Source organism: Kitasatospora sp. NBC_00070, assembly GCF_045041205.1.
GTDB lineage: Bacteria > Actinomycetota > Actinomycetes > Streptomycetales > Streptomycetaceae > Kitasatospora.
Genome location: NZ_CP108247.1, coordinates 119,718 through 134,059 on the forward strand (window position 1 = coordinate 119,718; position 14,342 = coordinate 134,059).

The following is a 14,342-nucleotide window of genomic DNA, read 5'->3' on the forward strand; positions in this document are numbered from 1 at the left end:
GGGATCATCCTGCGACCGATCTCCGATCGGAGTCAAGAGCATTGGATCACTTGATCTGAAGTGATCGGATTGAGACCGACGGAAAATGCTCCCCCTACGCCTGAACTGCGGCCAGGTCACAGAGAGATGTAGAGCGGTGATCATTTGGTCAATATGGCTTGACGGTTGATCCGACTCTTCCTAGATTCGATCGACAGCCCCGACCTAGGAGCCGGCCATGCCCTCGATCGAGCTTCCCCCCGAGGACCGAACCCTCAGCCCGTACACCGGATGGACCAGGGCCCACTGGGAGGCGGTCGCGGACGCCCTGCTGGCCGCGGTCCGGCCGCACGCCGGCCCCGACCACGCCCTGCTCGACCTCCCCGGCGGCCGCCCGAGCCTGTCCGGACGGCGCTCGGACGCCCTGGAGGGCTACGCCAGGACGTTCCTGCTCGCGGCCTTCCGGGTGGCCGGAGCCGGTGGCGAGGACCCCGCCGGCCTGCTCCGCGACTACGCCCGGGGACTGGGCGCCGGCACCCGGACCCCGACCGCCGAACGCGATCTCGCCGACGGCGACCAGGTGTCCTGGCCGGACATTGCCAGCTGCCCCCAGGCCCTGGTGGAGGCCGCCTCGATCGCCGTCGCGCTGCGCCTCACCCGGCCGTGGCTCTGGGACACCCTGGACGAGCCGACCCGCGAACAGGTCCGCACCTGGCTGGCCCCGGGCCTGCGGCCCTCACCGGTGGACAACAACTGGTGGCTCTTCCCCGCCATGGTGGGCGCCTTCCTGGCCGAGGTCGGACTCGACCACGACGGCAGCGCACAGCGTGCGGCCGACCGGGGACTCGAGCGGATCGAGCAGTGGTACCTCGGCGACGGCTGGTACACCGACGGACGCCCGCGCGCCTTCGACCACTACAACGGCTGGGCCCTCCACCTCTACCCCCTCCTGCATGCCCACCTGAGCGGCGACAAGCACCTGCTCGACACCTACGGGCCCCGCCTGGCCGCACACCTGGAGGGCTACACCCGCACCTTCGGCGCCGACGGCGCACCCATCCACCAGGGCCGCTCCCTCGTCTACCGCTTCGCCGCCACGGCGCCACTGTGGGCCGGAGCCCTCACCGGACACACCCCGCTCACCCCCGGCGCCACCCGCCGGATCGCCTCCGGCGCGCTGCGGTACTTCCTCGACGGCGGCGCCGTGGACGCGGACGGACTGCTCCCGCTCGGCTGGTTCGGCCCCTTCGACCCCATGGTCCAGACGTACTCCGGGCCGGCCTCCCCCTACTGGGCGAGCAAGGGCTTCCTCGGTCTGCTCCTGCCCGACCGCCACCCCGTCTGGACGGCCACCGAGGAACCGGGACCGACCGAGGCGGCAGACGCCGTCCTCGCACTGCCGCAGCCCGGCTGGCTGGTCCAGTCCACCGCCGACGGCCTGGTCCGCCTGCACAACCACGGCAGCGACGACCAACCCGCCGACCAGGTCCTGCCCGACAACCCGCTCTACGCCCGGCTCGCCCACTCCACCGCCACCGGCCCGGTCTTCGAGGGCCCTCCCGACAACCACTTCGGCCTGGTGATCGGCGGACGGACCAGCGAACGCGGCCGGATCCACCCCCTCGGCACCGGCGACGGCTGGGCCGCCTCCCTGCACCACCCCCGCGTCGAGGGCCGTGAACTGCCCGGTGTCACCGTCACCTCGGTGGTCCTCGTCTCGGGGTCCGACGAGATCCATGCCCATCTGGTCACCGGTGCCGAACCCGGCACCGAGGTGCGGCACAGCGGCTGGGCCGTCGCCGGAGCCGGAGCCGAGACCCGGACGGACGGACCGCTCGCCCACTGCTGCGCCACCGACCGGCGGGGAGGACGCCTGACCTCCGCCCTGCAGAACATCGACGGCTTCACCGCCGTCGCCACCCACCGGCTGCCGAACGGCACCGCCCTCGGCCCGGTCGGCGCGGTACCGGTCCTGACCGGCAGTACGGGCGGCGCGGCCAGACTGTTCGTCAGCGTCTCCCGACTCGACCGGACCGCACCCCGGACCTTCCCCGGCCTCGACGTGCACACCGACGGATCCCGGCTGCGCGTGCGCCGGCCCGACGGCAGCCGGTACGAGGCCGTGCTCACCCCGGGCCAGGTCACCGTCACCCTCCACCCCGGGACGTGAGCACCGTGCCACTCGCCTTCTCCACCCTGGGCCTGCCCGCCCGCCCGCTCACCGAACACCTCCGGGCGGCCGACGCCCACGGCTACACCGGCCTGGAACTGCGCTGCTCCCCCGGCGAGCCCGTTCACCTCGGGATGTCCGCCGACCAGCGGGCGGCCACCGCATCGGCCCTCACCGCCGCAGGCGTCACCGCGCTGAGCGTCGCCGGCTACCTGGGCATCGCGGCCCCCGGCGACGACGCCCGGCTGATCGACGACCTGCTCGACCAGCTCCGCCTCGCGGCCGACCTCGGCGCCCGTCACCTCCGGGTCTTCCCGCGCGGCGGCGACGGCCCCGCAGCCGAGGCCGACGCCCGGGCGGCCCGCCGGCTGACGGCGGTGGCCGACGCCGCCGGGGACCTGGGTGTACGGATCCTGGTGGAGACGCACGACTCGCACCGCGGCGGGCGGGACCTGGCCAGGATGCTCGAAGCGGTGGACCACCCCTTCGTCGGCGCACTCTGGGACCTGATGCACACTCACCTCGCGGGCGAGTCACCCACCGAGTCGTACGCCGCACTCGCCCCCCGCCTCGGCTACGTCCAGGTCAAGGACATCGCCGGAGCGCACGACCTCACCCCGCTGCCGCTCGGTGCCGGCGTGCTGCCCGTCGCCGAGTGCCTCGCCCTGCTCCCCCGCGACTGCTGGGTCTCCTGGGAGTACGAGGCACCCTGGTACCCCGCCGCCGCCCCGCTGGACCAACTGCTCGGCCCCGGCGCGCACTTCCTGCGCCGACTGACCGCCTGACCGGCCGGCCCGCTGCGCCGACCGCTCAGCGGGCCCCGCCCTCCGGCACGCCACCGCACGACGTACGGACCTTCAACTCCGGCAGCAGCCGGACGTGGTGGACGGGCAGCTCGGCCCCGCCCTCGATCCGCCGCAGCATCAGTTCGACCGCCTCGGCACCCACCGCCCGCTTGGGCGGGGCGACGGCGGTCAGCGCCGGCGCCGCCAACGCGGCGAACACGTCGTCGTACGAGATCAGCGCCAGGTCGTCGGGGGCCCGCAGCCCCCGGGCCCGCAGCAGCGGCGCCAACTGGATCGCCTCCTGGTCGTTGTGGACCAGCACGGCCCGCACACCCTCGGCGACCGCCTCGGCGACCCGCCCGGCGATGACCTCCGAGTCGAGCCCGGGACGGCGGATGTCGATCACCGGCTGCGGTGCGAGTCCGAGCAGCCGCACCCCCTCCTGGTAACCCGCCCGCACCTGGTACGCGGTCCAGGTGTCCTCGCGCGCGGCGAGCAGCACCGACGTGTGCCCCAGCCGCTGCAGGTGCCGCAGGGCGAGCAGGACACCGTGCTGGTGGTCCGACCCGACCGCGTCCAACTCGGCCGCGACGCTGTCCGGCGGGGCGAGCCGCTCGACCAGGACGGCCGGGACCGGCAGGTCCCGGACCCACGCCGTGTCACCGGCACCGGTACCCGGGCGCCAGTTCGGCGTCAGCAGCAGACCGTCCAGCCCCGAGTCCAGCAACTGGTCCACCTGGGCCCGGTCGTCCGTGGACTCGTACGAGGCGATGCCGAGCAGCAGCCGGGCCCCCGCCGCGGCGGCCGCCGCACGCGCTCCGTCGATCACCTCGTCGAAATAGGAACCGACGCTCGGCACCAGCATCCCGATCACCCGCTCACGGCCCTCCGCACCCGGCGCGAGCGCCTCACGGGGAAGCGAGACGGCCCCGTGGGAACGGCGCAGCAGACCGCTCTCGGCGAGAGCCGCCACATCCCGCCGCACGGTGACCGGCGCGGTACCGATCCGGGCCGCCAGATCCATCACCCGGACCGAACCCAGCTCACGGACGACCTCGAGAATGCGCGCCCTGCGCTCCTCGGCAGTGTTGGTCATGGCAACCCTTCTCCCCGCCCGGAGCACCACGGCAGACTGCGCGCTCCCCGGGCAATTAGTATCACTCGCTCATGTCCTGATCGAGCGAACGCGGCCCGGCCGGCGCAGGGTCGCGTTCGGCAGAATCAGTACGGCTCCGAGGGACGATTACTCACCGCGCCAAGGAGAGGACCAGCCGATGACCACCACCGCTGCCAGGCCCGCCGTGCCCGAGGACGCCGACGAGTTGCTGCGCCTGCGCGTGGCCGTCCTCGACGGCGGCCCGCTCACCGACGAGTGGCGCACCACCTTCCGTGACGACATGCGGGACCGCCTGGGCACCGACCCGAACCTGCTCGCCTACGTCGTCCCCGCCCCCGACGGCAGCCTCGCCGCGTGTGCCATCGGCATCGTCTACCGCGGCTACCTCGGCCCCGCCTTCCCCACCGGCCGGTGGGGCCGCATCCACACCGTCGCCACCGACCCCGCCCACCGACGGCTCGGCCACGGCCGCGCCGTCACCACCGCACTCGTCGAGGCGCTCAAGGACCGCGGCTGCGGGTCCGTCGAACTGCGGGCCACCGCCGCCGGGGCGAGCCTGTACCGCACCCTCGGCTTCGAGCCCCTGGACGGCTTCATGGCACTCCGCCCCGGCCCCGGCGGCTGGATCCGGTGACCGCCTGGGTGCGGCCGCGAGGGCGTGACCCGTGGTCGTTGTGATCGTTGCACCGGTCGACGGTGTCCGTGTCCCGTGCGGTGCCGCCCTCCGGACCGACCCGGACTGCTCGGGGCGCCGGGGTCACCGCCGCAGAGATGAGAGCAACAGTGATGGCGTCCACGATTTCCGATGCTGCCGACCTCGACAACCCGGAGGTTGTCGAGGTGTCCCTGATGATCGTCGGGGATTCGATCAGCCATGGCAGCAGCGGTGACTGGACCTGGCGGTACCGGTTCTGGAAGCACCTCACCGCCCAGGGTCTGGACGTGGACTTCGTCGGCCCGCACAAGACGCTGGACAACATCCGCACCGAGGAGAGCGGCGACGGCGACAACACCTACGCCGACCCCGGGTTCGACCGCGATCACGCCGCGAAGTGGGGGCAGCCCTACCTCGTGGCGAAGACCACCATCCGGGAGTACGTGCAGACGCACCGGCCGGACTTCGTGCTGGTGCTGCTCGGGATCAACGACCTGGTCTGGTACGGCACGACCCCTGACGAGTTCGAGGCGAATCTGCGCGAGTTCATCGCCAACGCCCGGGCCGGGCACCACTCGGTGCGGCTGATTCTGGGCACGATCCTGGAGACCGCGCGAGCCACCGAGGACTTCGTCTTCGCCAAGCTGGTCAGCAAGTGCAACGACCGGATCCGCGCGGTCGCCGCCGAGCTGCGCCGTCCGATCTCGCCGATCGAAGTCGCCGACACCGCGGTCGAGTTCGTGGCCGCCGAGCACACCTGGGACGACACCCATCCCAACCCGAACGGCGAGGTCCGCATCGCCGCCGCGTTCGCCGACGTACTGGCCCAGCGCTTCCAGATCGGCGCGATGTACCCGCGCCCGTACCCGGTGCTCGACAGCATCCGCCCCGAAGCGAAGGCCCCGATCCACATCGACACCGCCCAGGACGCAGGGCTGGCCGTGTGACCAGCGGTCCGGGCAGCCTCGGCCGACGTCGTGGACCGGCAGAGCGGCACTCGGGCGGTGGAAGTCCCCGAGCGCGGTTGACTCCGGCGCCGGGCGCTGGGCATGATGCTGATCATCCAGGTTAGCCGTGGTCGAGAGCTCCCTCACTCCAGACGCACGTTGCAGGAATTCCGCAACTGACGCCAAGGATTGGGGGGGCATGGTGTGGAACATCCACCCGGCTCCGAAGGAGCCGGACGTCCGTCGACACCGGTCGGCAGTTCACGAACCGCGCACCGTGGCACCGGTCATGACGGGGCCCCGGATGAACGTCTGCCTGATCGGCGCGGGTCCCCGAGGGCTCTCGGTGCTGGAACGGCTCTGTGCCAACGAGCGGGCCGATCCCTTCCCGCGCCCCCTGACCGTGCACCTGATCGACCCCAGCCCGCCCGGTGCGGGCGGGGTCTGGCGCACCGACCAGTCGCGGCACCTGCTGATGAACACCGTGGCCTCCCAGGTCACCGTCTTCACCGACGACAGCGTGCGGATCGACGGCCCGGTCGAGCCCGGACCGAGCCTGTACGAGTGGGCCCGCTCGCCGTCCGGAGCCCCGGCCGATGTGCTCGCGGAGGCAGCGGAGCTGGGCCCGGACTCCTACCCCACCCGGGCGTTCTACGGCGCCTACCTGCGGGCCATGTTCGAGCGGCTGGTCGAGCGCGCGCCGGGCCACCTCACGATCCGGGTGCACCGCTCCCGGGCGGTCCACCTCACCGGGGAGCGGTCGCAACGGGTCCAGCTGGCGGACGGCAGCACGATCGGCGAGCTGGACGCCGTGGTACTGGCCCAGGGGCACGTACCGGCCGTCCTCGGCCCGGAGGAGCGGCAACTGGCCGACACGGCCGCGAGACTGGGGCTCGGATACCTGCCGCCGGGCAACCCGGCCGACGCCGAGCTGAGCGCCATCCGGCCGGGGGAACACGTCCTGGTGCGCGGCCTCGGGCTGAACTTCTTCGACCAGCTGGCGCTGCTGACCGAGGGCCGCGGCGGCACGTTCACCCGCGAGGGCGGCCGACTGGTCTACCACGCGTCCGGCAAGGAACCCGTGCTGTACGCGAGTTCACGGCGCGGGGTGCCCTACCAGGCACGTGGCGAGAACCAGAAGGGTGCCTACGGGCGGTACTTCCCCAAACTGCTCTCGGCCGAGCTCGTCACCAGGCTGCGGCAGCGCGACACCCGGCTCGACTTCCGCCGGGACCTCTGGCCGCTGATCGCCCGCGAGGTGGAGAGCGTGTACTACGGCGCGCTGCTGGACGCCCGCGACCGCCCGGCCGACCGGGAGCCGTTCACCGAGCTCTACCTGACGGCCGAGCGGGCCGGGCAGCGGGCCGAACTGCTGCACGCCTACGGCATCGACCGGGCGGACCACTGGGACTGGGACCGCCTCACCCGGCCGTGTGCGGACCGGGAGTTCGGCGACCGGACCGAGTTCCGGAGCTGGCTGCTGGGGTACCTGGCCCAGGACGTCCGGGAGGCGCGGGCCGGCAACCTCAGGGGCCCGCTGAAGGCGGCGCTGGACGTGCTGCGCGACCTGCGCAACGAGATACGACTCGCGGTGGACCACGGCGGCCTGACCGGCGGCTCGCACCGCGAGGACCTGGAGCGCTGGTACACCCCGCTCAACGCGTTCCTGTCGATCGGTCCGCCGGCCGCCCGGATCGAGCAGATGATCGCGCTGATCGAGGCGGGCATCCTCGAACTCACCGGCCCCGAAACCACGGTGACCGTCGACACCGACCGTCGGGTCTTCCTCGCCCGGTCCGGCCGGGTGCCGGGGCCGCCGGTCCTGGCCACCGTGCTGATCGAGGCCCGGCTGCCCGAACCCGACCTGCGCCGAACCGCCGACCCGCTGCTGCGGCAGCTGCTGGCTGCCGGTCAGATCACCCCCTACCGGACGCCGGGCACCGACGGCCACGAGACCGGCGGGCTGCACGTGACCGGTCGTCCGTACCGGGTGGTCGACGCCGCAGGGCGGGCGCACCCGCGCCGGTTCGCCTACGGGGTCCCCACCGAGGGCGTGCACTGGGTCACGGCGGCCGGTATCCGCCCCGGGGTGGACTCCGTGACCCTGGGCGACTCGGACGCGATCGCTCGCGTCATACTTTCGCTCCGGCCCGTGGAGCACCAGGAAGCCGACAGGATAGGAGCCAGCGCATGACACCCGAGACCATGCCGTCCGAGGCGGAGGCGGACACCGGTCTGCTCTCGCCGGTCCGGGCCGGCACCCCGATCGAATCGGCGGTCGGCGACCGGGCCTGGCTCCAGGCCATGCTGGACGCCGAAGCGGCGCTGGCCCGGACCCAGGCGGGGCTGGGGGTGGTGCCGAAACCCGCAGCCGAGGCCATCACGGCCCTCGCCCGGGTCGAGAACTTCGACGTACGGGCACTCGCACTCGCTTCCCGGGAGACCGCCAATCCGGTGGTCGGCCTGGTCCGGGCCCTGACCGAGCTGGTGGCCACCGAGCACCCCGAGGCGGCGGAGTACGTCCACTCCGGCTCGACCAGCCAGGACATCCTGGACACCGGGGCGATGCTGGTCGCGGCCCGCGCCCTGCGGATCATCCGGGCGGACCTGGACCGGGTGGCCGAGGCGCTCGCCGGGCTGGCCGCCGCCCACCGGTCCACCCCCATGGCGGGACGCACCCTCGCCCTCCAGGCAGTGCCGACCACCTTCGGCCTGAAGGCGGCCGGCTGGCGGCAGTTGGTGCTGGACGCGAACCGCCGGCTGGCGCAGCTTGAGCAGAGCGGGCTGCCGGTCTCCCTGGGCGGCGCGGCCGGCACGCTGGCCGGATACCTCGAGTACGCCCGGGCCGCCGACCCCTCGACCGACGAGGACCCGGGTGGCTACCTGGACCGCCTGGTCGACGGCTTCGCCGCCGAGACCGGCCTGGCCCGGCCGGTCCTGCCCTGGCACGCACTGCGGACCCCGATCGCCGACCTGGCCGCCGGGCTCGCGTTCACGGCCGGGGCGCTCGGGAAGCTGGCGGTCGACGTACAGGTCCTGACCCGGACCGAGATCGGCGAGGTCGGCGAGCAGCCGGTGGCCGGACGCGGCGCCTCCTCCGCGATGCCGCACAAGCAGAACCCGGTGCTCTCCACCCTGATCCGCAGCGCCGCGCTCCAGGTGCCGGTCATCGCCGCCGGTCTGACGCAGTGCCTGATCACCGAGGACGAGCGCTCCGGCGGCGTCTGGCACGCCGAGTGGCAGCTGCTCCGCGAGGCACTCCGGCTGGCCGGCGGCGCCGCGCACACCGCGGTGGAGCTCACCGCCGGCCTGCAGGTACGGCCCGACCGGATGGCGGCCAACCTCGCGCTGACCGGCAGTCAGATCGTCTCGGAGCGGATCTCCGCCCTCCTCACCCCCCGGCTCGGCCGGGCGGCGGCCCGCGCACTGTCCTCCCGGGCGGCCGGAACCGCCGCGGCCACCGGCCGGGAGCTCGCCGACGTGCTCGCCGAACTCCCGGAACTGGAAGGCGTGTTCACCCCGGAGGCGCTGGCCGGGCTGTGCCGTCCCGAGGACTACCTCGGGGTGGCGGGGCCACTGGTCGACCGGGCGCTACGGACCGACACCCCGCACCACGACCGTGGGGAGGGCCCGGCGGCACGGTCCTGACCACCCCACGACGACGGCCGGCGACGCCCGATCCCACCGGGGGCCGAGCGGATGAATCGGCGAGAGCAATACCGGGGATCGGCACGTCAGCGTGTTGTTCTACATGACATGCGATCACATGGTGGCCTGAGGCGATCGGTGGCAGGACCCGGTCTGCTGGCTCTGGCGGTGGTGGCCCTGACGGCCACCACCGTGCCGTCGGTGGCCTCGCCGGGCCGACAGGCAGGGGTTGCGCCGACGGCGGGCCGCCTCGCCGGCGCGCCGGACCCGGTGCTGCGGACGGCGGACATCTCCTGGGATCTCGCCCGCGCCCGGCCCCTGCTCTGCGACCCGGCCCAGGACGCGGACACGAGCCCGGAGACCACGCTGAGGCTGTTCCCGGACGTGACCGTCGAGGTGACCGGTGGTCAGGTGCGACCGGGACCCACGGGCGAGGTCGACTGGGCGGCGCAGGTCGAGGGGGACCCGGAGGGGTCCGCCGACTTCCACTTCGACGCCCTGTGCTCGGGCCCTGACGCTTCCTCGGCCCAGGTGGCCGGGCAGATCTCCACCAACGGTCACACCTACACGTTGACCTCGACCACGCCCGGCAAGGTACGCGTCCAGGAGCTCCACCCCGCGCTGAGCGAGGGCACACCGGGCCGCCCGGACGACGCGGTGGACCCGCCGGACGAACCGAAGGTGGCCACGCCCTCGCCGGCGAAGCCGTCCCTGCGCGCTGACGACCCGTCCGACTGCCAGGGCGCCAAGGACCTCAACACCATCGACATGGCCGTCTTCTACACCAAGGAGGCCGCCGACAAGGCCGGCGGCGAGGACAAGGTCAAGGCCCAGGCCAAGCTCGGCGTCGACCTGGTGAACCGGGGCTTCACCAACAGCAAGCTCGCGGTACGCGCCCGACTCGTCCACATCGGCCCGGCCGCCGACGAACCCGGACTCCCGGCCGAGAATCCCAGCGAGACCGCGCCGTACCGGAAATGGGCGTCGGACAACGAGCTGTGGACCAAGTACGCGGCGGACGACATCGCGCTCTTCCAGAGCGTGGGGACGGGCACCGCGTCCTTCGTCCAGGACCCCAAGCCCACCAGTGGCAAACGCATGTTCCTGATGATGAACGTCGCCTACGTCTCCAACCTCACCCTCGGGCACGAACTGGGCCACAACCTCGGACTCGACCACGACTGGGTGACCGAGCCGGAGCCGGGCGACTACCCCTACGCCCACGGTTGGATCCCGCCGAGCAAGAAGTGGCGCACCATCATGGCCTACGACGGCGGCTGCGCCGGCTGTGAGCGGATCAACTACTACTCCGACGCCGAGGCCACCTACGAAGGCGAACCCCTGGGCGCGCCGGACACCGCAGCCCAGCCCTCCGACGCGGTGCGGATGATCCGCAGGAACGCGCCGGTCGTGGCGGCGATGCAGCCGGAGAAGAGCCCGGCCGTCTACTGCCGTCTGACGGTGAAGTCCACGCCCGACACCGGCGGCAGCGCGACGGTCGACGTGCCCGGCCCGTACACCAGGGGCTCCCTGGTCCACGCCACCGCGACCGCCAAGCCGAACCACCGGCTGGTCGGCTGGTCGCTCAACGGCAAGCCACTGGCGGACACCGACACCTCGGTGAGCGTCCCCGTCGACGCCGACTCGGTCCTGGAGGCCCGGTACGCACAGATCGACTGCGCGCTGACCCTGCAGACCCAGCCGACCGACGGCGGAACGGTGACGGTCGACCGCCCGGCGCCGTACCGATGCGGCTCCACCGTGACCCTGACCGCCACCCCGGCACCGGGCTGGACCTTCGCCGGCTGGAACCGCGAGAACGACCCCACCAAGCGGGACATCGTCGCGACCACGCCGGTACACGAGTTCACGCTCGATCAGGACACGGCGATGGCCGCGACCTTCGTGAAGTCCGACGTGATCCCGCCCACGCCCCCCACGCCGCCCACGCCGCCTGTCCCGAACCCCCCGGTCCCCGACCAGCAGTCCGCCCCGAATCCGCCCGCTCCCCCAGCCCCGCCCCAGCCCGTGGCTCTGCAGTCCACGACTCCGAGCCCGAAGCCCGAGCTGGCGTCCACCGGTACGCCCGCCCCACTCGTCGGAATCGCCCTCACCGCAGCCCTGACCATGACGGTCGGCGGCATCGTGCTGGCCCGACTGCGCCGCAAGGCCCGCGGATAGGGACCGGCCTTGGGCCGGTGAGATCACTCGGAGGGGCCCCGGAAGACCGGGGCCCCTCCTCTTGTCCGTACCGGCCCACCGCCGTCAGGTCGGCTCGGTGCGGCTGATCAGCATGACGACGGCGTCGTCGTTCCTCGCCTTGCCGTGGGCGTGTCCGAGCAGGTCGGCGCCGATCCGGTCGGCGGCCCGGTCCAGGTTGCCCTGGCTCCACGGGTGATCGGGGGCGGACGGGTCCATGAGCACGCCGAGCCGGTCGTGGAGCGGGTAGAAGGTGCCGTTCGCGTCCCGGGCCTCCAGGACGCCGTCGGTGACCAGGACCAGGACCTCGCCGGGGTGGAAGGGCATCGTCCACGGGGTGTCGGTCTCCGGTCCCAGCAGGCCGAGTCCGAGCGGCAGTCCGGGTGCGGGCGGGTCGAGGTCGCGTACGCCGGACGGGCCGACCAGGATCGGCGCGACATGCCCCCGGTGCAGCAGCGTCAGGTGGGTGGGGTGCACCTCCACCAGGAGGGCGGTGACGAAGTCGCCGTCGTCGCTGAACCGGCTGACGTTCGTGTCGGCCCGCTGGGCCACCGTCGCGAGGTCGGGGTCGTCCAGTGCGGCTTCGCGGAAGGCACTCAGCACGAGGGACGCGGTCCGCACCGCACCGAGTCCTTTGCCGCAGACGTCGGCGATGAGGATGCGGGTGCCGAACGGGGTGTCGACGGCCGCGTACAGGTCTCCGCCGATCCGCGCCTCGGCCGCGGCGGCGAAGTACCGCGTGCTGATCCGTACCCCGCCCACGGTGCTCGGCAGGGTCGGCAGCAGCACCTCCTGGGCGGCCAGGGCGACGGAGGTCACGTCCGCGAGCGTGGTCTCCCGGCGGATGCGCAGCTGGGCCTGGTACGCGCACAGGACGATCGCGACCAGGAACACCGCACTGTTGGCCAGGAAGACCGACGAGCTGAGCGGCTCGGACGGGTGGTCGTAGCGCGAGAGCAGGTAACGCACCGGGAAACAGACCAGACCGACCACCACCACCGCCCTGGGCGTCGCGGTGAGTGCGGCAAGCGCCGGACAGAGGATCAGGAAGGGATAGAAGACCGTGTCCTGCCCCGTGACCACGTCGGCCACCGCGATGACGAGCAGGATGAGCAGGGGCAGCCGCACGGACGTCACCGCTTGGGCCAGCCGAGTGCGGTGGGCAGCGCCCCAGCTCACGAAACGCCCGTCGGGAGGCCCGGCGCCGTGGTGGCCTCCGCACGGAGGCTGGCATCGGGCCGGCCCGATGAGCTGGTCGGCGAGTCGGCGGACCGCTCCCGCACGAACGGGCGGTGCCTGCCGACTGATCCTTCACGGGCTCCGGGGGTTTCTCCGACCATAGGCAATTGGTCTCACGGACCCGTAGGACTCCGCGAGCCGGACACGCTCACGGAGTGACCGCCGTTGGTGCCGGTCGGCACCCCGATCCCGCACGGAGTCGACCGTCGTGCCCTGGGGAACCGCGTCGCCGAGGTTCTCGGTCACCGCTGCGGCACCGCCTTCGGGTCCGTGGGGAGCGGCGTCTTGGCCGGATCGGCCAGCACCACCGAACCGGTCATCGCGGTGCCGCCGAAGCCGACGGGCGCAGCGGCCTGCGGCCCCGGTGCCGGCACGTCGTGGAAGGAGATGCCCGGCGGAGCCGTGGCCGGCCCGACGCTTCCGGCGGTCGCCAGCGGACAGGTGCCCACCAGGGCGTCGGCCGGGGCGCTCGTTCCCGCGGTGTTGCCCGTGAAGCAGTTGCCGGTCGCACCCGCCTCCGGGTGGCCGGTGAAGGCGAGGTCGACCCCGTTGCCCGTCACGGTGTTTCCGCTCAGCCGGTTGTCGGCCGGGGCGAACCCGTTCGCGGTCGTGACGATGACACCCGCGGTCGGGTTGCCCGTCACCAGGTTGTTGGTCACCGTGTTGGCGACACCGCCGCCGATGCCGAGGCCGATACCGAAGCCGCCGTCCGCCTGCTCCGGCGTGCCCGCGTCGGCGTTGTCGGTGACCACGTTCCCGGCGAAGACGGCGCCGTGCTGCGGTGCCAGCGCCTCCAGGGTGTCGGAGCCCATCGACACGCCCACCCGATTGGCGGAGAACCTGTTGCCCACCACCTGGAGACCGGCCGAGGAGTTCGTGAACTCGGCGCCGATGGCGTTGTGTTCGGCCAGGTTGCCGCGGACCAGGGTGTCACACGGATCGCACTGGCCCACGTAGAAGCCGGAGTCGGCATGGCCGGAGGCGTAGGAGTGCTCGATCAGCCCGTCCCGGGTGTCGAACGCGTAGATGCCGTAAAGGCCGTTGTTGTGGGCGGTGACGTAGGAGGCACGGAACCCGCGCATCGCCGGGAACTTCGTGGTGTCCATGGCCTGGTACTCACCGCTGCTGCCACCCCTGCCCTGGAAGTTCGGATCGGTGATCCCGGTGAACAGCACACCGTTGAACAGGTTGTTGCGGACCGTCAGGTTCTCCACCACCGACCCGGCGCCGGTGACGACGACCCCGTCGCCACGCCTGAACTCACCGTCGATGATTACCGTGTTGCGATCGGCGCCCTGCAGCACGACCCGCTCGTGGGTGATCCGAACGCTCTCCCGGTAGACGCCCGGCGCGACCAGCACCCGGTCGTCGGGCCGGGCCCGGTCGACCGCCTTCTGGATGGTCGGCACGTCCTCCGGCACCCGGATGACGGCCGGCGGCGGCGGCGCGGCCCGCTCGCCACTGCCGCAACCACTGGCGCCGGCCAGCGAGATGAGGACCGTCGCGGCGAGCAGCACCGGCTTCCACCGGCGCCTCGGCGACCGGGGAACAACTTGTGGTGTTTCGGACATGTCGTCAGATATACCAGTCTGACGCGGGCCGG

Annotated in this window: 10 protein-coding genes; 7 read left to right on the top strand and 3 right to left on the bottom strand. The window is 72.7% G+C overall.

From position 1 onward, the window contains the following. The first annotated feature begins 217 nt into the window (after positions 1–217). Both OHV05_RS00560 and OHV05_RS00565 read left to right on the top strand, forming a co-directional pair. A complete protein-coding gene (locus OHV05_RS00560) occupies positions 218–2,149 on the top strand; it encodes a DUF2264 domain-containing protein (protein WP_405015745.1) in 1,932 nt (643 codons plus the stop codon). A 5-nt stretch (positions 2,150–2,154) separates the two neighbouring features. Then, positions 2,155–2,934 carry a sugar phosphate isomerase/epimerase family protein gene (locus OHV05_RS00565; protein WP_405021366.1) on the top strand — a complete coding sequence of 260 codons (780 nt, stop codon included), beginning with the start codon at positions 2,155–2,157 and terminating at the stop codon, positions 2,932–2,934. 25 nt (positions 2,935–2,959) lie between these two features. On the opposite strand, the gene OHV05_RS00570 is transcribed toward OHV05_RS00565, so the two are convergent. Then, positions 2,960–4,030, bottom strand: a complete 1,071-nt coding sequence (locus tag OHV05_RS00570; protein ID WP_405015746.1) for a substrate-binding domain-containing protein — start codon at positions 4,028–4,030, stop codon at positions 2,960–2,962. A gap of 178 nt (positions 4,031–4,208) precedes the next feature. On the opposite strand from OHV05_RS00570, the gene OHV05_RS00575 reads away from it, so the two are divergent. The 5 genes from OHV05_RS00575 (at position 4,209) to OHV05_RS00595 (ending at position 11,482) form a co-directional block, all read left to right on the top strand. Further along, positions 4,209–4,685, top strand: a complete 477-nt coding sequence (locus tag OHV05_RS00575) for a GNAT family N-acetyltransferase (RefSeq protein WP_405015747.1) — start codon at positions 4,209–4,211, stop codon at positions 4,683–4,685. Positions 4,686–4,900: 215 nt separating this feature from the next. Beyond that, positions 4,901–5,653, top strand: a complete 753-nt coding sequence (locus tag OHV05_RS00580; protein WP_405015748.1) for a GDSL-type esterase/lipase family protein — start codon at positions 4,901–4,903, stop codon at positions 5,651–5,653. Between the two features lie 289 nt (positions 5,654–5,942). Continuing rightward, positions 5,943–7,847: an FAD/NAD(P)-binding protein gene (locus tag OHV05_RS00585; protein WP_405015749.1), complete on the top strand. Its 1,905-nt coding sequence runs from the start codon at positions 5,943–5,945 to the stop codon at positions 7,845–7,847. Next, a complete protein-coding gene (gene pcaB, locus OHV05_RS00590; protein WP_405015750.1) occupies positions 7,844–9,301 on the top strand; it encodes a 3-carboxy-cis,cis-muconate cycloisomerase in 1,458 nt (485 codons plus the stop codon). Before OHV05_RS00585 ends, pcaB begins: the two co-directional genes overlap by 4 nt. A 138-nt stretch (positions 9,302–9,439) precedes the next feature. Then, positions 9,440–11,482 (top strand): M12 family metallo-peptidase, encoded by a 2,043-nt coding sequence (locus tag OHV05_RS00595; RefSeq protein WP_405015751.1) that lies wholly within the window; start codon positions 9,440–9,442, stop codon positions 11,480–11,482. Positions 11,483–11,566: 84 nt separating this feature from the next. On the opposite strand, the gene OHV05_RS00600 is transcribed toward OHV05_RS00595, so the two are convergent. Continuing rightward, complete coding sequence (locus OHV05_RS00600; RefSeq protein ID WP_405015752.1) at positions 11,567–12,628, bottom strand: PP2C family protein-serine/threonine phosphatase; 1,062 nt, start codon at positions 12,626–12,628, stop codon at positions 11,567–11,569. A 353-nt stretch (positions 12,629–12,981) separates the two neighbouring features. Beyond that, positions 12,982–14,256: a nitrous oxide reductase family maturation protein NosD gene (locus OHV05_RS00605; RefSeq protein WP_405015753.1), complete on the bottom strand. Its 1,275-nt coding sequence runs from the start codon at positions 14,254–14,256 to the stop codon at positions 12,982–12,984. Between the last annotated feature and the right edge of the window lie 86 nt (positions 14,257–14,342).